This is a genomic window from Arthrobacter sp. 08Y14 (genome assembly GCF_002929455.1).
Taxonomy (GTDB): Bacteria; Actinomycetota; Actinomycetes; order Actinomycetales; family Micrococcaceae; genus Arthrobacter_B; species Arthrobacter_B sunyaminii.
This window is the reverse complement of sequence record NZ_PJIX01000001.1, coordinates 390,993-412,534: the sequence shown is the minus strand read 5'-3', so window position 1 is coordinate 412,534 and position 21,542 is coordinate 390,993. Positions and strand designations below refer to the sequence as shown.

Sequence of the window (21,542 nt, the reverse complement as noted above, 5' to 3'; positions counted from 1 at the left end):
CGTCTGCACGGCGAGCAGGACTACGACTAAACTCTTGGCGGGCCGCCCTGCGGCCCGCCGGGGGTTTAGTTTTGTTTAAGGCACTACTACGCCGCGGGCCCCGTTAACGTTCTACGGGGCATGAGCGGATAGACTCTGTTTTTGTTACCAGTCCATTTGGACTTCACCTACTTCAGATCTCATTCAGGAGGACGCTTGCTTAGCGCTATTGGCCGGGCTTTCCGGACGCCAGACCTGCGACGCAAGCTGTTGTTTACGCTGGGAATCATCACTATCTTCCGCATGGGTGCTTTTATCCCGGCCCCGGGTGTTGACTACGGCAATGTGCAGCAGTGCTTGGCTCTGGGTGCCACTTCAGGTGGCCTCTACGAATTCGTTAACCTCTTTAGCGGCGGCGCCCTGCTGCAGGTCTCCATCTTTGCCCTGGGCATCATGCCGTACATCACCGCCAGCATCATCGTTCAGCTGCTGCGCGTGGTGATTCCCCACTTCCAGGCCCTCTACGAGGAAGGGGCCCAGGGACAGTCCAAGCTGACGCAGTACACGCGTTACCTGACCATCGCCCTTGGCCTGCTTAACGCCACCACCGTCGTCTCCCTGGCCCGCACAGGAGCGCTGTTCAACAACGCCTGCTCCGTGCCGATCATCCCGGATGACAACATCATCACCATCCTGCTGCTCATCATTACGCTGACAGCCGGCACCGGCCTCATCATGTGGATGGGTGAACTGGTCACTGAAAAGGGTGTCGGCAACGGCATGTCCCTCCTGATCTTCACCTCGATCGCCGCAGGTTTCCCGAGCTCGCTCGGTGCCATCCTCAGTGCGCAGGGCTGGACCGTCTTCCTTGCCGTTCTCGCCATCGGCGTCCTGGTGGTTGCCCTCGTGATCTTCGTCGAGCAGTCCCAGCGCCGCATTCCGGTGCAGTACGCCAAGCGCATGGTGGGCCGCCGTACCGTCGGGGGCACTAACACCTACATTCCCATCAAGGTCAACATGGCCGGCGTCATCCCGGTGATCTTCGCGTCCTCCATGCTGTACCTGCCGTCGCTGATTGCCCAGTTCAACACCCCTGCCAACGGCGCACCGCCGGAGTGGGTCATCTGGATCAACAACTACCTCACCAGCGGCGACCATCCGTTCTACATGGCCGTCTACTTCCTGCTGATCGTGTTCTTCACCTACTTCTACGTGTCGATCACCTTCAACCCGGAGGAAGTCTCGGAAAACATGAAGAAGTACGGCGGCTTCATTCCCGGCATCCGGGCCGGCCGCCCCACCGCCGAATACCTGCAGTACGTGCTGTCCCGCATCACCCTGCCCGGCGCCCTCTACTTGGGTTTTGTTGCCCTCATTCCGCTGATTGCTCTGGTGCTGGTCGGAGCTAACGCGAACTTCCCGTTCGGCGGAACCTCGATCCTCATCATGGTTGGTGTGGGACTCGAAACAGTCAAACAAATTGACGCGCAGCTCCAGCAGCGTCACTACGAAGGGTTATTGCGATGACAAGAATGCTCATTATCGGACCTCCCGGCGCCGGCAAAGGCACACAGGCGGCCCGGATCTCGGAGCGGCTTGGGGTCACTGCAATCTCCACCGGCGACATCTTCCGTGCCAACGTCAAGAATGAAACACCGCTTGGCATCGAGGCCAAGAAGTACATCGACGCCGGAAATTTTGTGCCGGATTCCGTCACCAATGAAATGGTCCGGGCGCGCCTGCAGGAAGACGACGTGAAGGACGGGTTCCTCCTGGACGGCTACCCCCGCACCGCTGCGCAGGTTGAAGAGCTGGACGACATCCTGGCCGGGAAGGGCCAGAAGCTCGACGTCGTCCTGCAGCTGACGGCCGACGACGAGGAGCTCGTTCAGCGCCTGCTCAAGCGGGCAGAACTTGAAGGCCGCGCCGACGACAACGAGGACGTCATCCGGCACCGTCTGGACCTGTACAAGGCCCAGACCGCCGACGTCGTCGCCAGCTACGACAAGCGCGGCATCGTGGCCCGCGTTGACGGACTGGGCGGCATTGACGATGTCACCGAGCGCGTCATGGAAGCCCTCAAAGATATTTGCTAGAGAGTTAGAAGAGATATGTTCGGCCAGCCTCGAATCCAATACAAAACCAATGCGCAGATGCGCATCATGCGCGAGGCCGGCCTCGTGCTGATCCGGGCCCTTGACGCCGCCGTCGAGGCCGCGGTGGTTGGTGCAACCACAGCGGACATTGACGCTGCGTTTGCCGCGGTGCTCAAGGACGCGGGGGCAACCTCGAACTTCCTTGGCTATCACGGCTACCCGGCAACGGTCTGCGTGTCGGTGAACGAGGAAGTGGTTCACGGCATTCCGGGGGAGCGGGTCCTCACAGACGGGGACATCCTTTCGATCGACGGGGGAGCCGTGGTTAACGGCTGGCACTCGGACTCGGCGCGCACCGTCATTGTGGGCACCGCGGATCCCGAGGACCAGCGGCTGTCCGACGTCACGGAGCAGGCCATGTGGCACGGCATCGCTGCCGCAGCCAAGGGCCGGTTTGTCGGCGACATCGGAGCGGCCATTGATGACTACGTTTCTTCGGTTCCGGGCAAGCCGCTCGGAATCCTGGAGGACTATGTGGGTCACGGCATCGGTACCGAGATGCACCAGGCGCCGGATGTGCTCAACTACCGGACCTCGCACAACGGTCCCAAGCTCCGGCCCGGACTGTGCCTGGCCATCGAGCCGATGCTGGTCCGCGGCAAGATTGAGACCGTCACGCTGGAGGACGACTGGACGGTGGTTACCACCGACAAATCCCGTGCCTCGCAGTGGGAACACTCGGTGGCGGTTCATGAAAAGGGAATCTGGGTCCTGACCTCCCCCGATGGTGGAGCCTCCAAGCTGGCTCCGCTGGGCGTGACGCCGGTGCCGATTCCCGAAGATTGATTGCTGCACCCGGTCCCCGTCCGAGGGGGCCGGGGCGGCAGGCGGGGTGGGATTTAACTTAATCCCCCTTGTCGAGTAGAGTTATCTGTTGGTTGTCTCTATATTCGTGCCCTTTTCCAAGCACGCGGGCCGCTGTTCAAGCGGCCGGCAGTGCGGACTTCGCCTCAGTTGGCGGGGGCAGGAAGCATCCGGGAGAACCAAAGACATAAACCGTCCTGCGCGCATGCGCATGGACACAGACGTTAGCGGAGGATATGGCCAAGAAAGACGGCGTCATTGAGATTGAGGGCTCGGTCAACGAAGCCCTGCCCAACGCGATGTTCCGCGTTGAGCTGGCCAACGGCCACATTGTGCTCGCACACATCTCGGGAAAGATGCGTCAACACTACATTCGCATCCTCCCCGGAGACCGCGTTGTGGTGGAACTTAGCCCGTACGACCTCACCCGGGGCCGTATCGTCTACCGCTACAAGTAAAAACCGCCGCAAACAGCCGGCGTTCCGGACAGTTGGAACGCCTGCCGCCAGCGGCCCAACCCTGCAACCACGCAAAGGATAACCATGAAGGTCCAGCCGAGCGTCAAGCAGATCTGCGATAAGTGCAAGGTGATTCGCCGTAACGGTCGAGTCATGGTGATCTGCGAGAACCCGCGCCACAAGCAGCGCCAGGGCTAATTTCCTGCTTTCAGGGACGGCCCACGCGTAGTAGTAATTTGAATATGGCAGTGCAGCGTTGATACGCGTAACGCATACCCCCGGCACGGAGGCCGGGGACCTGGCAACAGGGACGCACTGCTTCAGACCTCCGGTGAAACAAGAGGAGAACCGCCGATATGGCACGTCTCGCTGGCGTTGACATTCCCCGCGAAAAGCGGGTAGTGATTGCGCTTACCTATATCTACGGCGTGGGCAAGACCCGTGCAGACCAGACCCTGGCAGAGACCGGCATCAGCCCGGATACTCGCGTCAAGGACCTCACGGACGCTGAACTCGTTCAGCTGCGTGACTACATCGAGGGCAACTTCAAGGTTGAGGGTGACCTCCGCCGCGAGGTAGCCGCTGACATCCGCCGCAAGGTGGAAATCGGCAGCTACCAGGGTATCCGCCACCGTCGTGGCATGCCCGTTCACGGCCAGCGCACGAAGACCAACGCTCGTACCCGCAAGGGCCCGAAGCGTACGGTTGCCGGTAAGAAGAAGGCCACCCGCTAAACCTAGCGGTGTGAGGCCACGGCCCCTTTAGCGGGCCACCTAAACCAAACTCTTTGTAGGAGAAGCAATGCCCCCCAAGACTCGTGGAGCGGTCCGCAAACCGCGTCGCAAGGATAAGAAGAATATCGCGCTGGGCCAGGCGCATATCAAGAGCACGTTCAACAACACCATCGTGTCCATCACGGACCCGTCCGGTGCTGTTATCTCATGGGCTTCCGCCGGTGAGGTTGGCTTCAAGGGCTCTCGCAAGTCCACCCCGTTCGCTGCGCAGATGGCTGCTGAAGCCGCCGCAAAGCGCGCCCAGGAGCACGGCGTCCGCAAGGTCGACGTCTTCGTCAAGGGTCCGGGATCCGGCCGCGAAACCGCTATCCGTTCGCTCCAGGCCACCGGCCTGGAAGTTGGCTCCATTTCGGATGTCACCCCGAGCGCGCACAACGGCTGCCGTCCCCCGAAGCGCCGCCGCGTCTAAGCAGCACTTGCGGTACCGGTAATATCCGGCGGGCGGTCCACCCTTCGGGGCGGGCCGCCCATCGGACGCCTCCGGCTCCGGGCACGTGGCTGCCAGCCGTCCAAGACGCCCGCGGAAGACCCGTCGTCGTCGTTTCCACCATTTGTGTTGCGTCATATAGCGGACGCTCGCTGAAAGGAAATGCAAGTGCTCATTGCACAGCGCCCCACCCTCACTGAAGAAGTCGTAGCGGACAACCGTTCACGGTTCATCATCGAACCGCTGGAACCCGGTTTCGGCTACACCCTCGGCAACTCCCTCCGCCGTACGCTCCTGTCCTCGATCCCCGGTGCTGCAGTAACCAGCATTCGGATCGACGGCGTGCTGCACGAGTTCACCACGGTTCCGGGCGTGAAGGAAGATGTCACTGAGATCATCCTGAACGTCAAGAACTTGTCGGTCTCCTCCGAGCACGACGAGCCCGTTGTCGCCTACCTGCGCAAGCAGGGTCCCGGCGTCGTAACGGCTGCGGACATCGCTCCGCCGGCCGGCGTGGAGTTCCACAACCCGGATCTGCACATTGCCACCCTGAATTCGAAGGGTAAGTTCGAGCTCGAACTGACCATCGAACGCGGACGCGGCTATGTTTCCGCCAGCCAGAACAAGTCCGGTGACCAGGAGATCGGCCGCATTCCGGTTGACTCCATCTACTCGCCGGTCCTGAAGGTGACCTTCCGCGTGGAGGCCACCCGTGTTGAACAGCGCACCGACTTCGATCGCCTGATCGTTGACGTTGAGACCAAGGATGCCATTGCACCGCGCGACGCTGTCGCCTCTGCCGGCACCACCCTGGTTGAACTGTTCGGCCTGGCCCGTGAACTGAACAGTGCTGCTGAAGGTATTGAAATCGGTCCGAGCCCCACGGATGCCGCCCTGGCAGCCGACATGGCTCTGCCGATCGAAGACCTTGAGCTCACGGTGCGTTCCTACAACTGCCTCAAGCGTGAAGGCATCCACACTGTGGGTGAACTCGTTGCCCGCTCCGAGGCTGACCTGATGGACATTCGCAACTTCGGTGCAAAGTCCATTGATGAGGTAAAGGCAAAGCTGGTCGAGCTCGGTCTGTCCCTGAAGGATTCCCCTCCCGGATTTGATCTGGCCGCCCGTGCCGCAGCTATTGAAGAGGACGAGTCCGAATACTCGGACGACGAGCTCTAACACACGCAAAATATTGCCGTCCGGGCCACAAGAGCTCCGTTCGGCACCGTTTGAGGAGAAAATGTAATGCCTACACCCACCAAGGGTAAGCGCCTCGGAGGCAGCCCGGCCCACCAGCGCCTGATGCTGGCGAACCTGGCTGCCCAGCTGTTCGAGCACAAGCAGATCACCACCACGGTGACGAAGGCCAAGCGCCTGCGTCCCTACGCCGAGCGTCTGATCACGTTCGCAAAGCGCGGAGACCTGTCTTCCCGCCGCCGCGTCCTGGGCCTGATCTCGGACAAGGGTATTGTCCACGAGCTCTTCACCGACATTGCTCCGGCAGTCGAGAAGCGCGACGGCGGCTACACCCGCATCACGAAGATCGGCAACCGCAAGGGCGACAACGCTCCCATGGCTGTCATCGAACTGGTTCTCGAACCCCTCTCGGCCAAGCAGGCCGTAGTGGCTGAAGCTGAAACCGCTGCTGCTGTTTCCGCTCCGGTCGAGTCCGCTGAATCTGCAGAGTCCGCCGAATCGGCCGACTCCGCAGACTCCGCAGAGTCCGCTGAGTCTGCCGACTCCGCAGATTCCGCTGACGAAGCAGTGGAAACCGAAGAGAAGAAGTAATTTTCGCTTCAGCGCTCAGTCCCTTAATATTGAGGGCATGAGTAACGATAGGCCCGCCGTACCTTCCCAGGACGGCGGGCTTTTTCGTGTCCGGATGGACCTGTCCTACGACGGCGCGCCGTTCTACGGCTGGGCCTGCCAGGACGGCCTGCCAACGGTTCAGGGAAGCCTTGAGGCGGCCCTGGAGGTATTGATCAGGAGGCCGGTCCGGCTAACCGTCGCCGGACGCACGGATTCCGGCGTCCATGCCCGCGGACAGGTGGTCCATTTCGACCTCACCGGCCCCGAATGGGCGGGTTTGCCCCGCGGAGCAGCCCTTACCCCGGAAGAGGCCCTCATCCGGCGCATGCGCGGCATCCTGAACAAGGACCTCACCATGCCGCTGCGCAAGGCGAAAGCCCCCAAGCGCGCCATCCACGCCATGGAGGGAGCCATTGCGGTCCATTCGGCTTCCCTGGCGCCGGAGGGGTTCGACGCGCGTTTCTCGGCACTCTGGCGCCGATACAGCTACCGGATCGCAGACCGTGAAGCCGGCCGCGATCCGCTGACCAGGGCAGTGACCCTGTGGCATGACTTTTCCCTCGATGAGCACCGGATGAACGCAGCTGCCGATACGGTTCTGGGTGTTCGGGATTTCCTGTCTTTCTGCAAGCCGCGCACCGGTGCCACCACGGTTCGGGAGCTCCAGGAGTTCTCCTTCCTCAGGCGGCCCGACGGCGTCATGGAAGCGCATCTGCGCGCCGATGCCTTCTGCCACAATATGGTTCGCTCCCTCGTAGGGGGCGCCATCCTCGTGGGAGCGGGGGATCGGTCCCCGGAATGGCTGGCCACGAGACTCCAGGCACGGGTCCGGGATTCCAAGTCGCTGCTTGCCCCTCCGCATCCGCTTATCCTGGAAGAGGTCCGGTATCCGCCGGAGGACGAAATGCAGCTGAGGGCGGACAATACCCGCGCCAGGCGTGCCATCCCCGGTTTTTGACCTGGCCCGGGAAGCAGGCTATTGTTTATAGTCGTTGTGCGTGTCCTACCTCGATAGGTCTATGCCCACGGGAGCGGCTCAGTTGCAGAGCCACCTGGCCCCGGGGAAATAGCCGAGTACATCAGGACCACTGGTTACATCAGTCCTCACCTGACCATCCGGTAAACGCATAGAGAAGCTGCGGAACATGTGGCATCCATATGGTCCGCGCCACCTAAGAAGAAGAAACGAAGGCAAACACCGTGCGTACGTACACCCCGAAGCCCGGCGACATCAACCGCCAGTGGCACGTCATTGACGCCACCGACGTTGTCCTAGGCCGTCTTGCCAGCCAGACCGCAACACTGCTGCGCGGAAAGCACAAGCCGACCTTCGCTCCCCACATGGATATGGGCGATTTCGTCATCATCATCAACGCTGAGAAGGTTGCCCTGACCGGCGCCAAGCTCGAACAGAAGCGTGCCTACCGCCACTCGGGTTACCCGGGCGGTCTGTCCTCCGTCAACTACGCAGAACTGCTGGAGTCGAATCCGGTACGTGCAGTTGAGAAGGCCATCCGCGGCATGCTGCCCAAGAATTCCCTGGCTGCACAGCAGATCAGCAAGCTCAAGGTCTACCGCGGTGCAGAGCACCCGCATGGAGCCCAGCAGCCCAAGACCTTCGAAATCACCCAGGTCGCCCAGTAGTTCTGGCCCCGCCAACTAAAGAATTAATTCAAGGAGAATCGTGGCTCAGAACACTGAAGAGCTGAATGAATCAACCGAGGAGCTTTCCAGCTACACCTCGGAAACCCCTGACGCAGCCGAGGCTGCTGTCAAGGAACGCCCGGCACTGACGGTCTCCGGCTCCGCCGTTGGCCGCCGCAAGCAGGCTATTGCCCGCGTGCGCGTTGTCCCGGGCACCGGCAAGTGGCTGGTAAACGGCCGCGAGCTGGCTGCTTACTTCCCGAACAAGCTGCACCAGCAGGACGTCAACGAGCCCTTCAAGGTCCTGGACCTCGACGGCGCCTACGACGTTATCGCCCGGATCCACGGTGGTGGCCCCTCCGGCCAGGCCGGTGCGCTGCGCCTGGGTGTTGCTCGTTCGCTGAATGAGATCGACCGCGAGAACAACCGCCCGACCCTGAAGAAGGCCGGTTACCTGACTCGTGACGCCCGCGTCATCGAGCGCAAGAAGGCCGGTCTCAAGAAGGCCCGCAAGGCACCGCAGTACTCGAAGCGCTAATTCAGCGCTTCTCCAAGCGCCGAGGCGTTGGACCAAAAGGCCGTCCGCATCAGCGGGCGGCCTTTTGGCGTTTTTGGACGTGATCTTCGACGCGGAAACCGTGTACTTTCGCCCCGCTTGCGCAGGCCACTTAGTAGGCCGAGCCAATCCAGTGGCACAATAGCCCAGTGGGCCGCCCCGTTCGGCGGCCTCATGCCCTGCCCCCTGTTTGAGGATTATGTGCGATGACTAGATTGTTTGGAACCGACGGCGTCCGTGGCCTGGCCAATGGCCTGATCACCGCCGAAGTGGCCCTGGGCCTGGCACAGGCGGCCGCCGTCGTTTTGGGGCACCGGCGTGTAGAAAACGGCCGCAGGCCGGTTGCGGTAGTAGCCCGTGATCCCCGAATCAGCGGAGACTTCATCTCGGCGGCCGTGGAAGCCGGACTGGCCAGCTCCGGCGTGGACGTCTTTGATGCCGGCGTGCTCCCCACCCCGGCAGCGGCCTTCCTGGTCGCGGACCTGAATGCAGACTTTGGCGTGATGATTTCCGCATCGCACAATGCAGCCCCGGACAACGGCATCAAATTCCTGGCGCGCGGCGGGCAGAAGCTCGACGACGCCGCTGAAGACGACATTGAAACTGAGATGTCCAAGCCGAACCTGCGGCCCACCGGAGCCGAAGTCGGCCGGATCCACCGCTTTGCGGACGCGGAAGACCGGTATGTCATCCACCTGCTGCAGACACTGCCGAACCGGCTTGACGGACTGAAAGTGGTACTGGACTGCGCCAACGGTGCCGCCAGCGGCTGTTCTCCCCAGGTCTTCGCGGATGCCGGTGCCGAGGTTATTGTCATTGGTGCGGATCCGGACGGGATCAATATCAATGACGGCTGCGGTTCAACGCACCTGGAGAAACTGCAGGCTGCGGTCTTGGAACACGGCGCGGACATGGGCGTTGCCCACGACGGCGACGCCGACCGCTGCCTCGCCGTGGACCATGAGGGCACGGTCGTGGACGGCGACCAGATCATGGCGATCATGGCGGTCTCCCTGAAAGCAGCCGGCAAGCTCAAGGACGATGCGCTGGTGGCGACCGTGATGAGCAACCTGGGCCTGAAACTTGCGCTGAGGGAAGCCGGCATCAGCGTGCGGGAAACCGGAGTGGGGGACCGGTACGTCCTGGAAGGCATGCGTGAAGGCGGCTACAGCCTGGGCGGCGAGCAGTCCGGGCACGTCATTTTCTCCGAGTACGCGACCACGGGCGACGGTGTCCTTACCGGCCTGCAGCTTGCCGCGCAGGTCAAGCGGACCGGACGTACGCTCAAGGAACTTGCCGGCATCATGACCAAGCTTCCCCAGGTCCTGATCAACGTCAAGGGCGTCGACAAGGCTGCTGTGGGCAGCAACGAGGCTGTCCGGCAGGCCGTAGCGGATGCCCAGTCAGTCTTGGGTGAAACGGGCCGGGTCCTGCTGCGCCCCTCGGGAACCGAGCCCCTGGTCCGCGTGATGGTTGAGGCGGCGGACATGGAGACTGCGGCCTCGATTGCCTCCAAGCTCGCAGAAACCGTCGAGAACAACCTCGCGTTGGAGCCCTTCGCCCGGGCCTGACCCGAAGACCCCGCGGGCGCAGTCCTAGGTCTTGCGCAGGAGCATGCGGCTCACCGAGTGGTCCGCATCCTTGGTGAGAACCAGCTGGGCGCGCCCGCGCGTGGGCAGCACATTGGTGATGAGGTTGGGCTCGTTGATGCGCTTCCAGATGTCCAGGGCGGTTGCCCGGGCCTGCTCATCCGTCAGGTCGGCATAACGGTGGAAATAGGATTCCGGGTCCGCAAAAGCTCCGCCGCGCAGAGACTGGAAACGCTGGACGTACCACTCCTCGATGTACGAGGTCCGGGCGTCGACGTAGATCGAGAAATCGAAAAAGTCGCTCAGGGCAAGGCCGGCCCGGCCATCGGCTCGTGTCCTGGCCGGCGCAAGAACGTTCAGCCCCTCAACAATCAGCACATCCGGCCGCCGGACAACAATCTCCTCGCCCGGGACGATGTCGTAGGTCAGGTGGGAGTACCGCGGTGCCCGCACTTCTTCGGCACCGCTCTTGATGGCGCTGACAAAACGCAGCAGGGCACGACGGTCGTAGGACTCCGGAAAGCCCTTGCGCTGCATCAGGCCGCGCCTTTGCAGCTCGGCGTTTGGATACAGAAAACCGTCGGTGGTGATGAGCTCCACGTTTGGCGTGTCCGGCCAGCGCCGCAGCATCTCCCTCAGGACGCGTGCGGTAGTGGACTTGCCCACAGCCACGGAGCCGGCCAGCCCGATGACGAAGGGAGTCCGGGTGGTCTTCTCACCCAGGAAAGTAGTGGTGGCGCTGTGCAGGCGCCCGGCGGCTGCAACGTAGAGGTTGAGCAGGCGCGAAAGAGGAAGATAAACCTCGCGCACTTCATCAAGGTTCAGTTTCTCGCCCAAACCGCGCAGCCGCAGGATGTCATCCTGGTTCAGCGGTGACCGGATTTCGTTGGAAAGCCGGGACCACGTCTGCCGGTCGAGTTCCACAAACGGCGTAAAGCCGCTGTCCCCTCCGTTCCCGGAAGAGCTCTTGGCGGACGGGGTCTGACCTGAGTTTGATGTTCGGTCGCTCACTTTATGATTCTGCCCTGCCGCGCACCCAATCCAAAACGGAGCACCCGGCGGCGCGGTGGAGCCCCGGAACCCGGTCCCGCTTTGGCGTTGCAGGAGCAGTTGCCGGTACTCTTAGCCGTATGTGTGGAATCGTTGGATATGCAGGCCGCCGCCCCAGTGCCGCCGCCGCAGAGCAGGTCAAGAGTCATGAACACGGTGCCCTTGATGTGGTCATGGAAGGCCTGCGCCGCCTGGAGTACCGCGGCTACGATTCCGCCGGCGTGGCAGTGCTGACTGACAACGGGATCGATTCCCGCAAAAAGTCCGGCAAGCTCGCCAATCTGGTTGCTGAACTGACCGCCGCACCGCTGCCCGAGGCGACCACCGGCATCGGCCACACCCGCTGGGCAACCCATGGTGGACCCACCGACGAGAACGCACACCCGCACCTGGCCGATGAAGGCCGCCTCGCGCTGATCCACAACGGCATCATCGAAAACTTCGCGGAACTCAAAGCCGAACTGCTGGACGCCGGAGCGCAGTTCCTCTCCGAAACGGACACCGAAGTAGCCGCTGCCCTGCTGGCCTCCATCTACCGCGGGGAGGGCGGGGGAGACCTGGCTCTTTCCATGCAGCTGGCCTGCCGCCGGCTGGAAGGTGCCTTCACGCTTCTGGCTATTCACGCTGACTCGCCCGACGTCGTCGTCGCGGCGCGCCGCAACTCTCCGCTCGTCGTCGGGCTCGGCGACGGTGAAAACTTCCTGGGCTCGGATGTTTCCGGTTTCATCGACTTCACCCGCCGTGCCGTTGAGCTGGGACAGGACCAGATCGTCACCATCACCCCCGAAACGGTGGAAATCACCGATTTCTACGGCAACCCGGCCACGGGCACGGAATTCGAGGTCAACTGGGATGCCGCCGCCGCGGAAAAGGGCGGATACCCCTCCTTCATGGAGAAGGAGATCAACGATCAGCCGCAGGCGGTGGGGGACACCCTGCTGGGCCGCTCCGACGCCGAGGGCCGCTTGACCCTGGACGAGCTGCGCATCGACCCCGAAGAGCTCAAGTCCATCAACAAGATCATGGTGCTGGCCTGCGGTACCTCCGCCTATGCCGGGCAGGTGGCCAAGTACGCGATTGAGCACTGGTGCCGGATCCCCGTGGAAGTGGAGCTCAGCCACGAGTTCCGCTACCGCGATCCGATTGTGGACGGCAACACGCTGATCGTGGCGATCTCCCAGTCCGGCGAGACCATGGACACGCTGATGGCCGTCCGCTACGCCAAGGAGCAGGGCGCCAAGGTTCTGGCCATCTGCAACACCAACGGCTCCACTATCCCGCGCGAGTCCGACGCCGTGCTGTACACGCACGCCGGTCCGGAAATCGCCGTGGCCTCCACCAAGGCTTTCCTGGCGCAGATCACCGCCGCCTACCTGCTGGGCCTGTACCTTGCCCAGCTGCGCGGAGATAAGTTCCAGGGCGAAATCAAGGACCTCCTGACCGATCTTGCGAAGGTTCCCGCCAAGATCCAGCAGGTGCTGGACAACTCAGGACAAATCAAGGAACTGGCCGAGATGATGGCCGACACCAAGTCCGTGCTGTTCCTGGGCCGCCACGTTGGCTTCCCGGTGGCCATGGAAGGTGCCCTGAAGCTGAAGGAGCTGGCTTACATCCACGCCGAAGGCTTCGCCGCCGGCGAGCTCAAGCATGGTCCGATCGCCCTGATCGAAGAAGGCCAGCCGGTCTTTGTGGTGGTTCCCTCCCCGCGCGGCCGCGATTCGCTGCACGCCAAGGTGGTTTCCAACATCCAGGAGATCCGCGCCCGCGGCGCCAAGACCATCGTGATCGCAGAAGAGGGCGACGACGCAGTGAAGGCTTACGCCGAGTACGTGTTCTATGTACCGGAAACGCCCACGCTGCTGGCTCCGCTGCTGACCACAGTTCCGCTGCAGATCTTCGCCTGCGCACTGGCCACGGCCAAGGGCTTCGACGTGGATCAGCCGCGTAACCTCGCCAAGTCCGTCACGGTCGAATAATGATCGTCGGCATCGGCGTGGACGTCGTGGATGTTCCGCGCTTCGGCCGCCAGCTGGAGCGGACCCCCGGCCTGCGTGCCCGGCTGTTTGTGCCGGCCGAGCGTGAACTGAACCTGCGGTCCCTTGCGGCACGTTTCGCAGCGAAGGAAGCGGTTGCCAAGGCCCTCGGGGCACCGGCAGGCATGAACTGGCAGGACTGCCAGGTGGATCTTGACGCCGCCGGAGCCCCCGCGGTCAGCGTGCGCGGCACGGTGGCTGCCGCTGCGGAGGCCAAGGGCGTGCGGGTCTGGCACCTGTCCCTGAGCCACGACGGCGATGTTGCCACAGCAATGGTGGTTGCCGAGAGCTAGTCTGTAGGCATGATCAGTGCCTACTCCGGCACCGCTGTGCGGGCCGCTGAAAAACCCTTGCTCGAGGCCGGAAACGGTCCAGCACTGATGCAGCGGGCAGCGTACGGGCTGTACGCTGCCTGCGCCCGGGAACTGCTGGAGCGGCGCGGGTCCCTGTACGGGGCGCGCGTGACTGTGCTGGCAGGCGCCGGCAACAACGGCGGCGACGCGCTCTTCGCCGGAGCGAGGCTGGGCCGCCGCGGCGCAGCCGTTACAGCCGTCCTAACCTCGGCTGTCTCCCATCCACAGGCACTGGCCGCCTTCCGGTCCGGCGGCGGCAGGACCGTAGATCTCGCCAGCGCCGTTGAGGAGTGCACCCGGCTTTGTGCGGCGTCGGATCTGGTCATCGACGGCATCCTGGGCACCGGCGGCAAAGGCGGTTTGCGGGGTCCTGCCGCCGAGCTGGCCCGTGCATTCGCCGGTCTCACCTCCGGTAGCAACCCTTCACCGTTGATGGTCGCCTGCGACCTTCCCAGCGGCGTGGATGCCGACACCGGCCGGGCCGACGGGGTGCATCTCGCTGCGGACCTCACGGTGACCTTCGGCGCAGCCAAAACCGGTCTGATGGCCGGACCCGGGGCGGTGGCCGCAGGCCGGATCGAAATCATCGATATCGGCTTGGGACCGGTCCCGGGGCAGGCTGTCCGGCGGCTCGAAACTGCCGATCTCATCCGCCTGCTGCCGTCTCCGCGGAAAACAGATCAGAAATATTCCCGCGGCGTCCTCGGTATCGCGGCCGGCTCGGCAACTTACCCCGGCGCCGCAGTGCTGGCCACTGGAGCCGCCCTGGCCACCGGCGTCGGGATGGTCCGCTATCTTGGCCCGGAATCAGTCTGCCGGCTGATCAACACCACTCATCCGGAAGCCGTCTGCGCCACCGGAACCGTTCCCCTGGCGCATGTGCAGGCCTGGCTGGCCGGACCGGGAGCCGGAACGGATGAAGACCAGCGGCGCCGGGCACTGGAGGCCATGGCCTCCGGCCTGCCCGCGGTGATCGACGCGGACGCCATTTCCTACGTGGAGCCGGGCCTCGGTCCGCAGGTGGTTTTGACCCCGCACGCCGGGGAGCTCACAGCCCTCCTCACCCGTTTGGGGGAGACGGTCACCCGGGAGCAGATCGAAGGAGACCCTCTGCGGTACGCCCGCCGCGCTGCGGAACTCACCGGGGCCACGGTGCTGCTCAAAGGCTGGGCCACTATCACTGCGTCACCCACCGGTGAAACCTACAGTCAGGCCGAGGCCACGCCCTGGCTCGCGGCCGCCGGTTCAGGGGACACTCTGGCGGGCATCCTGGGTGCCCTGCTTGCCACCAACCGGTGTAATCGGGACTCCGCCTCGGAGCCCCCGGCGGGGTACTACGCCGAGCTGGCCGCAGCGGCAGCCAGTATCCACGGCAGGGCCGGAAACCTCGCCGCGCAGGCGGGACCGCTGGAACCATCAGCGCTCCCGGCAGCCATCCGGACCGTGTTGGGGGAGCTGGCGGCCATGCGGGAACCACCGAAACATGCCGGCCGGCGGCCGAAAAACAGGGAGTGGCAATCGGTCCCGTTTAATGCTTTGCGCAGTCTGGGGTAAAAAGTAAGTAGACATACTACTTTGCTTGTTGTCATCTGGAACTAGTCAGGAGCTCTACATGGAAGTTTGGCCGGGAGACGCCTATCCGCTGGGCGCTACCTACGACGGAAACGGCACCAACTTTGCGTTGTACAGCGAGGTGGCGGAGTCCGTCACGCTGTGCCTGTTCGACGACGACGGCGTCGAGACCTGCGTGCGCCTCACCGAGGTGGACGCCTATGTTTGGCACTGCTACCTGCCGCAGGTGATGCCCGGGCAGAAGTACGGCTACCGCGTGGACGGACCCAACGATCCGGCCCAGGGCAACCGCTGCAACCCGAACAAACTGCTGCTGGACCCCTATGCGAAGGCAGTATCAGGCGAGATCGACTGGGACCAGTCACTCTTCGGCTACAACTTCGGCGACGAGAACTCACGCAATGACGAGGACTCAGCCGCGCACATGATGATGGGCGTGGTGATCAACCCCTTCTTCGACTGGGACGGCGACCGCAAGCCCAAGATCCCGTACCACCAGTCGGTCATCTATGAAGCCCACGTCAAGGGCCTGACCGAGCGCCACCCCGATGTTCCCGAGGAACAGCGCGGTACCTATGCCGGCGTCGCGCACCCCGCGGTGATCGCGCACCTGCAGAAGCTGGGCGTCACCGCCATCGAACTGATGCCGGTGCACCAGTTCGTCAATGACTCCACGCTGCAGGAAAAGGGACTGTCGAACTACTGGGGTTACAACACCATCGGGTTCTTTGCGCCGCAGAACACCTACAGCGCCACCGGTGACGACGGCCAGCAGGTCCAGGAGTTCAAGGGCATGGTTCGTGCCCTGCACCTGGCCGGCATCGAAGTCATCCTCGACGTGGTCTACAACCACACGGCAGAGGGCAACCACATGGGCCCCACGCTGTCCTTCCGCGGCATCGACAACCAGGCGTACTACCGCCTTGTCGAAGACGACAAGCGCTACTACATGGACTACACGGGCACGGGCAACTCCCTGAACGTGGGAAACCCGCACTCGCTGCAGCTGCTCATGGATTCGCTGCGCTACTGGGTCACCGAAATGCACGTTGACGGTTTCCGCTTCGACCTTGCCTCCACCCTGGCCCGCGAGTTCTACGACGTGGACAAGCTCTCCACCTTCTTCGAACTGGTCCAGCAGGACCCGGTGGTTTCCCAGGTGAAGCTGATCGCCGAGCCCTGGGATATTGGCCCCGGCGGTTACCAGGTGGGCAACTTCCCTCCCCAGTGGACCGAGTGGAACGGCAAGTACCGCGACACCGTGCGCGATTTCTGGCGCGGCGAGCCCTCCACCTTGGGTGAGTTTGCCTCCCGCATCACCGGGTCTGCGGACCTCTACGAGTCCTCGGCCCGCCGTCCGGTGGCGTCGATCAACTTTGTCACCGCCCACGACGGCTTCACCCTGCGCGACCTCGTCTCCTACAACGAGAAGCACAACGAGGCCAACGGTGAAGACAACAACGACGGCGAGTCCCATAACCGCTCCTGGAACTGCGGAGCGGAGGGTCCCACGGATGATCCCGAGGTGCTGTCCCTGCGCGCCCGCCAGCAGCGGAACTTCCTGGCCACGCTCCTGCTGTCACAGGGCGTTCCCATGATTGCGCACGGTGATGAGCTTGGCCGCACCCAGGAGGGCAACAACAACACGTATGCCCAGGACTCGGAGCTGAGCTGGATCGACTGGGAGAACATGGACACTCCGCTGCTCGAATTCACCGCCGCGGTCAACACCCTGCGCGCCGAACACCCCACGTTCCGCCGCCGCCGCTTCTTTGATGGCAGGCCGGTGCGCCGCGGCGAAGGCGAAGCACTGCCGGACATCGTTTGGCTGGCGGAAGACGGAAGCCCCATGACCCAGGACGACTGGGACACTCCAGTGAGCCGTTCCCTGGGCGTGTTCCTGAACGGACAGGGAATTTCCGGCCGTGATGCCCGCGGAGAGCGGATCACCGATGTGAACTTCCTGCTGTACTTCAATGCCCACGACGAGGCGGTCAAGGTCACCCTCCCCTCGCGTGAGTATGCGCCGATGTGGGACGAGGTCATTGACACGGCCGGTGAATTTGCCGATTCCGGATCCATTCCGGCGGATGCCAAAATCACCATCGCAGCCAAGTCCATGGTGGTCCTGCGTGCCCACGAAGCGGAGGAAGAGCACGACCACTCCGTGGCTGCCTCCCTCGCAGCCCTGGCCGGTTCCAAGCAGCACAGCGGCGAGGCCGCCGTATGAGGACCCCGCTGTCCACCTACCGCCTGCAGATCCGGCCGTCGTTCACGCTGTTCGACGCCGCCGAGCTGGTCCCGTATTTGAAGGATCTGGGGGTCGACTGGGTTTACCTGTCACCGATCCTGACCGCCGAACCGGGTTCGGACCACGGTTACGACGTGGTTGACCCGACGGCGGTGGATCCGGCCCGCGGCGGCGCCGAAGGGCTGAAGTCCCTCTCCGCCGCCGCCCATGCCGCCGGCATGGGGGTGCTGGTGGACATTGTGCCCAACCACATGGGGGTTGCCACCCCCGCACGGAATGACTGGTGGTGGTCGCTCCTGAAGGAAGGCCGGGGTTCCCGGTACGCCGAAGCTTTCGACGTCGACTGGGACGCGGCAGGCGGAAAACTCCGCCTGCCCGTCCTGGGCGACGGCGACAACGAGCTGGAGCAGCTGAAACTGGTCAACGACGAGCTGCATTACTACGACAACCGATACCCGGTGGCGCCGGGAACGGCGTCCGACGGCGATTCGGCCGTGGACGTCCACGCCCGCCAGCACTACGAACTGGTGAACTGGCGGCGGGCAGACAATGAACTGAACTACCGCCGCTTCTTCGGCGTGAACACCCTCGCCGGAATCCGCGTGGAGGAGCCATGGGTCTTCGATGAATCCCACGCGGAGATCAAGCGCTGGTTTGATGAAGGACTCGTGGATGGTCTGCGGATCGACCATCCGGACGGGCTGGCCGACCCCAAGGGCTACCTGGCCCGGCTGCGGAAGCTGACCAACGGTGCGTACATCCTGGTGGAAAAGATCCTGGAGCCGGGGGAGACGCTGCCCCGGAACTGGGAAACGGAAGGAACCACCGGATATGACGCGCTGGCGGACATCGACCGGCTCTTCGTTGACCCGGCAGGCGAGCGCAAGCTGACTGACATGGTGCCTGTGGAACCGTACGCGGACATGATCCACGGCACCAAACGCGGCATCGCAGATCAGCTGCTGCACTCCGAAGTGCAGCGCCTGGTCCGGCTGCTGCCGTCGGACTCCGGGCTGGAACCGGAAACCGCAGCGGATGCTCTCGCGGAACTGCTGGCCTGCTTTCCGGTGTACCGCAGTTACCTCCCGGACGGGGCGGGATATTTGACCGATGCCGTCATCGCGGCCACGGTGCGCCGGCCGGATCTGGCTGCTGCCCTGACTACCCTGGGCGGGCTGCTGAATCCGCTGGGAACAGGGGAAACGGATGACGTCTCCCTTCAGGCCCTGGGCGAGCTTGCGGTGCGCTTCCAGCAGACCTCCGGCATGGTGATGGCCAAGGGCGTGGAAGACACCGCGTTCTACCGTTACTCACGCCTGACCTCGCTGAACGAGGTGGGTGCGGATCCGTCGCATTTCGCGGTGGCACCGTCGGACCTGCACAGCCGGATGCTGCACCGGCAGCTGGAGCAGCCCGCTGCCATGACCGCGCTGACGACGCATGACACCAAGCGCAGCGAAGACACCCGTGCCCGGATTTCGGTCCTTTCGGAGATTCCCGACGAGTGGAGTGAAACCTTCACCGCTCTGGAGTCCCTGGCACCCATGGGAGATGTGCCCATGGCCAACCTGCTGTGGCAGGCGATCGTCGGGGCCTGGCCGCTCAGCCGTGAGCGGGCCCATGCCTACGCTGAAAAGGCTTCGCGCGAAGCATCGAGCAGCACCACGTGGACTGCACCCAACGCTGAGTTCGAAGAGCGGATGCACGCCGCCGTTGACGCCGCCTTCGACAACCCTGAGGTCACCGCCCGGATTGAAGCGCTCGTGGAGCGGATCCTTAGTGCCGGGTATTCGAACTCCCTTTCCGCCAAGCTCCTGCAGCTGACCATGCCCGGGGTTCCGGATGTCTATCAGGGCACCGAGTTCTGGGACCGGTCACTCGTCGATCCGGACAACCGGCGCGAAGTGGATTACGCCCGGCGCCGCGCCGTTGCCGAATCCCTGGCCGGCGGCACCGTGCAGGCACCGGATCTGGACGAAGAAGCAGCCGCCAAGCTGCTCGTCACCATGCGGGCACTGCAGCTCAAGCGCGGGCGCCCGGAGCTTTTCAGCCGCTACGTCCCCGTAGCGGTGGAAGGTCCGGCTGCCGAGCATCTCTTTGCCTTCGACCGGGGCGGAGCCATTACAGCGCTCACCCGGCTGCCGCTCGGAATGGAGCGTGCCGGCGGATGGCGGAACACCGCCGTCGTGCTTGATGCGGGAATCTACCGTGACGTGCTCACGGGCCGGGTGCTCGAAAGCAGCGGCCGGCTGGAGGCCGCGGATCTGTTTGAAATCTATCCGGTGGCACTACTCGTTCGGGAGGACGGCGAATGAGGACGAATTTCGACGTATGGGCGCCCAAAGCCGGCACGATGACGCTGCTGGCCGACGGCCGCAAATTGTCCATGAGCCGCGGCGAAAACGGCTGGTGGCATGCCCAGCACGCCGAACTCACCGGGGACATTGATTACGGGTACCTGATTGATGACGCGCAGACTCCGGTTCCGGATCCCCGGTCCCGGCGCCAGCCCGAGGGCGTCCATGCGCTGTCACGCACGTTCGATCCGGACGAATACCAGTGGCATGATGCGGACTGGAAATCGCCCGGCCTGGACGGCAGCGCCATCTACGAGCTGCATATCGGTACGTTCACGCCGGAGGGGACGCTGGACGCGGCCATCGGAAAGCTCGGCTACCTGGTGGACCTGGGTGTTCGGTATGTGGAACTGCTGCCGGTGAATGCTTTCAACGGAACCCATAACTGGGGCTACGACGGCGTGCTCTGGTACGCCGTGCAGGAAACCTACGGCGGTCCCGAGGCTTACCAGCGTTTCGTTGACGCCGCGCACCAGGCTGGTCTCGGGGTCATCCAGGACGTGGTGTACAACCACCTCGGACCCAGCGGCAACTACCTTCCGATGTTCGGTCCGTACCTGACGGAAGGCAAGTCCAATACCTGGGGCGACTCGGTAAACTTGGACGGCCCGCTCTCTGACACCGTCCGGCAGTACATTGTGGACAACGTGCTGATGTGGTTCCGCGACTACCACGTGGACGGACTGCGGCTGGATGCGGTGCATGCACTGCACGACGAGCGTGCCATCCACATCCTGGAAGAGATAGCGCAGGAAACCGAAAAGTGCGCGCGCGATCTTGGCAAGCCGCTGTTCCTGATCGCCGAATCTGACCTGAACGATCCCCGGCTGATCAGTCCGCGGAACCTGAACGGCTACGGGCTGGACGGCCAGTGGTCTGACGATTTCCACCATGCCGCACATACCAACCTCACCGGGGAAAACGGGGGTTATTACGAGGATTTCGATTCCCTCGGCGCCCTGGCCAAGGTGCTGCGGGACGGGTTCTTCCATGACAGCGGTTTCTCCTCCTTCCGGGGCCGTGCCCACGGAAGGCCCATCAACAAAGACGTGATCACTGCCCGGCAGCTTGTGACCTGCATTCAAAATCACGACCAGATTGGCAACCGGGCGGCCGGGGACAGACTCAGCGCGAGCCTGGGCTATCCGCAGCTGGCGCTTGCCGCAGTGCTGAACCTGACCTCCCCGTTTACGCCGATGATCTTCATGGGCGAGGAGTTCGGTGCCTCCACGCCCTGGCAGTTCTTTACCTCCCACCCGGAGCCGGAGCTGGGCAAGGCAACGGCGGAAGGCCGCCTGCGGGAGTTTGAGCGGATGGGCTGGGACCCGGACACGGTGCCCAACCCTCAGGACCCGTCAACCTTCGCCAATTCCAAGCTGGACTGGTCCGAGGTTGAAGAGGGTGACCATGCCAAGCTGCATGCTTTATACCAGCAGCTCCTGACGCTTCGCCGTGAACGTCCCGATCTGATGGACCCGGATCTCCGCAGCGTCAGCGTGGACTTCGACGAAGTGGGCCGGTGGCTTGTCCTGCAACGGGGAGAAACCGCCGTCGTACTGAATTTCGCGGGCGATTCCCGCGAGATTCCCCTTCCGATCAGCTCTCCGCAGCTGCTGCTGCAGACGGCACCCGCGGAGCTGTATGAAGACGGTGTGCAGCTGCCCGCTTACGGCGCTGCCGTCCTCGCGGCATCGAATGGCAGGATGTAAC

General features: G+C 63.5%; 20 protein-coding genes. 19 read left to right on the top strand and 1 reads right to left on the bottom strand.

Going from position 1 to position 21,542, the window contains the following annotated elements; genetic code table 11:
- Positions 1-195 precede the first annotated feature (195 nt).
- From secY to glmM, 13 genes are all read left to right on the top strand, one after another.
- Entirely contained in the window at positions 196-1,506 is a 1,311-nt protein-coding gene (gene secY / locus CXR03_RS01865; protein WP_104052719.1) for a preprotein translocase subunit SecY, read from the top strand.
- On the top strand, positions 1,503-2,075 hold the full coding sequence (locus CXR03_RS01860) for an adenylate kinase (RefSeq protein ID WP_104052718.1): 573 nt from the start codon (positions 1,503-1,505) through the stop codon (positions 2,073-2,075). The genes secY and CXR03_RS01860 overlap by 4 nt, the downstream gene beginning before the upstream one ends.
- A gap of 15 nt (positions 2,076-2,090) precedes the next feature.
- Entirely contained in the window at positions 2,091-2,921 is an 831-nt protein-coding gene (gene map, locus CXR03_RS01855; RefSeq protein ID WP_104101586.1) for a type I methionyl aminopeptidase, read from the top strand.
- Positions 2,922-3,175: 254 nt separating this feature from the next.
- Positions 3,176-3,397: a translation initiation factor IF-1 gene (gene infA, locus CXR03_RS01850; RefSeq protein WP_055239372.1), complete on the top strand. Its 222-nt coding sequence runs from the start codon at positions 3,176-3,178 to the stop codon at positions 3,395-3,397.
- Between the two features lie 84 nt (positions 3,398-3,481).
- Positions 3,482-3,595, top strand: coding sequence for a 50S ribosomal protein L36 (gene rpmJ / locus CXR03_RS01845; protein WP_012397712.1), 114 nt, complete (start codon positions 3,482-3,484; stop codon positions 3,593-3,595).
- 158 nt (positions 3,596-3,753) lie between these two features.
- Positions 3,754-4,131: a 30S ribosomal protein S13 gene (gene rpsM, locus CXR03_RS01840; RefSeq protein ID WP_104101584.1), complete on the top strand. Its 378-nt coding sequence runs from the start codon at positions 3,754-3,756 to the stop codon at positions 4,129-4,131.
- Positions 4,132-4,198: 67 nt separating this feature from the next.
- On the top strand, positions 4,199-4,600 hold the full coding sequence (gene rpsK, locus CXR03_RS01835; RefSeq protein WP_104052715.1) for a 30S ribosomal protein S11: 402 nt from the start codon (positions 4,199-4,201) through the stop codon (positions 4,598-4,600).
- Between the two features lie 186 nt (positions 4,601-4,786).
- A complete protein-coding gene (locus tag CXR03_RS01830; RefSeq protein WP_104052714.1) occupies positions 4,787-5,797 on the top strand; it encodes a DNA-directed RNA polymerase subunit alpha in 1,011 nt (336 codons plus the stop codon).
- A gap of 66 nt (positions 5,798-5,863) precedes the next feature.
- A complete protein-coding gene (rplQ, locus tag CXR03_RS01825) occupies positions 5,864-6,406 on the top strand; it encodes a 50S ribosomal protein L17 (RefSeq protein ID WP_104101582.1) in 543 nt (180 codons plus the stop codon).
- Between the two features lie 37 nt (positions 6,407-6,443).
- Positions 6,444-7,385 carry a tRNA pseudouridine(38-40) synthase TruA gene (locus tag CXR03_RS01820; RefSeq protein WP_104101580.1) on the top strand — a complete coding sequence of 314 codons (942 nt, stop codon included), beginning with the start codon at positions 6,444-6,446 and terminating at the stop codon, positions 7,383-7,385.
- Between the two features lie 242 nt (positions 7,386-7,627).
- Positions 7,628-8,071 (top strand): 50S ribosomal protein L13, encoded by a 444-nt coding sequence (gene rplM / locus CXR03_RS01815; protein WP_104052711.1) that lies wholly within the window; start codon positions 7,628-7,630, stop codon positions 8,069-8,071.
- A gap of 40 nt (positions 8,072-8,111) precedes the next feature.
- Entirely contained in the window at positions 8,112-8,609 is a 498-nt protein-coding gene (rpsI, locus tag CXR03_RS01810; RefSeq protein ID WP_104052710.1) for a 30S ribosomal protein S9, read from the top strand.
- Between the two features lie 224 nt (positions 8,610-8,833).
- Positions 8,834-10,198 carry a phosphoglucosamine mutase gene (glmM, locus tag CXR03_RS01805; protein WP_104101579.1) on the top strand — a complete coding sequence of 455 codons (1,365 nt, stop codon included), beginning with the start codon at positions 8,834-8,836 and terminating at the stop codon, positions 10,196-10,198.
- Between the two features lie 24 nt (positions 10,199-10,222).
- Here glmM and coaA read toward each other — a convergent pair whose 3' ends face one another.
- Complete coding sequence (gene coaA / locus CXR03_RS01800) at positions 10,223-11,140, bottom strand: type I pantothenate kinase (RefSeq protein ID WP_216202377.1); 918 nt, start codon at positions 11,138-11,140, stop codon at positions 10,223-10,225.
- A 206-nt stretch (positions 11,141-11,346) separates the two neighbouring features.
- On the opposite strand from coaA, the gene glmS reads away from it, so the two are divergent.
- From glmS to treZ, 6 genes are read left to right on the top strand one after another with little or no spacing between them, the layout of a single operon-like run.
- Positions 11,347-13,242, top strand: coding sequence for a glutamine--fructose-6-phosphate transaminase (isomerizing) (gene glmS, locus CXR03_RS01795; RefSeq protein ID WP_104101577.1), 1,896 nt, complete (start codon positions 11,347-11,349; stop codon positions 13,240-13,242).
- Entirely contained in the window at positions 13,242-13,592 is a 351-nt protein-coding gene (locus CXR03_RS01790; RefSeq protein WP_104052706.1) for a holo-ACP synthase, read from the top strand. The genes glmS and CXR03_RS01790 overlap by 1 nt, the downstream gene beginning before the upstream one ends.
- 9 nt (positions 13,593-13,601) lie before the next feature.
- Positions 13,602-15,206 (top strand): NAD(P)H-hydrate epimerase, encoded by a 1,605-nt coding sequence (locus tag CXR03_RS01785; RefSeq protein ID WP_104101576.1) that lies wholly within the window; start codon positions 13,602-13,604, stop codon positions 15,204-15,206.
- A gap of 58 nt (positions 15,207-15,264) precedes the next feature.
- The gene (gene glgX, locus CXR03_RS01780; RefSeq protein ID WP_104101574.1) at positions 15,265-17,454 is read left to right on the top strand and encodes a glycogen debranching protein GlgX; all 2,190 of its coding nucleotides are present in this window, start codon (positions 15,265-15,267) and stop codon (positions 17,452-17,454) included.
- Positions 17,451-19,790 carry a malto-oligosyltrehalose synthase gene (treY, locus tag CXR03_RS01775; RefSeq protein WP_104101573.1) on the top strand — a complete coding sequence of 780 codons (2,340 nt, stop codon included), beginning with the start codon at positions 17,451-17,453 and terminating at the stop codon, positions 19,788-19,790. Before glgX ends, treY begins: the two co-directional genes overlap by 4 nt.
- A complete protein-coding gene (gene treZ / locus CXR03_RS01770) occupies positions 19,787-21,541 on the top strand; it encodes a malto-oligosyltrehalose trehalohydrolase (protein ID WP_104101571.1) in 1,755 nt (584 codons plus the stop codon). Before treY ends, treZ begins: the two co-directional genes overlap by 4 nt.
- Position 21,542: the final 1 nt, after the last annotated feature.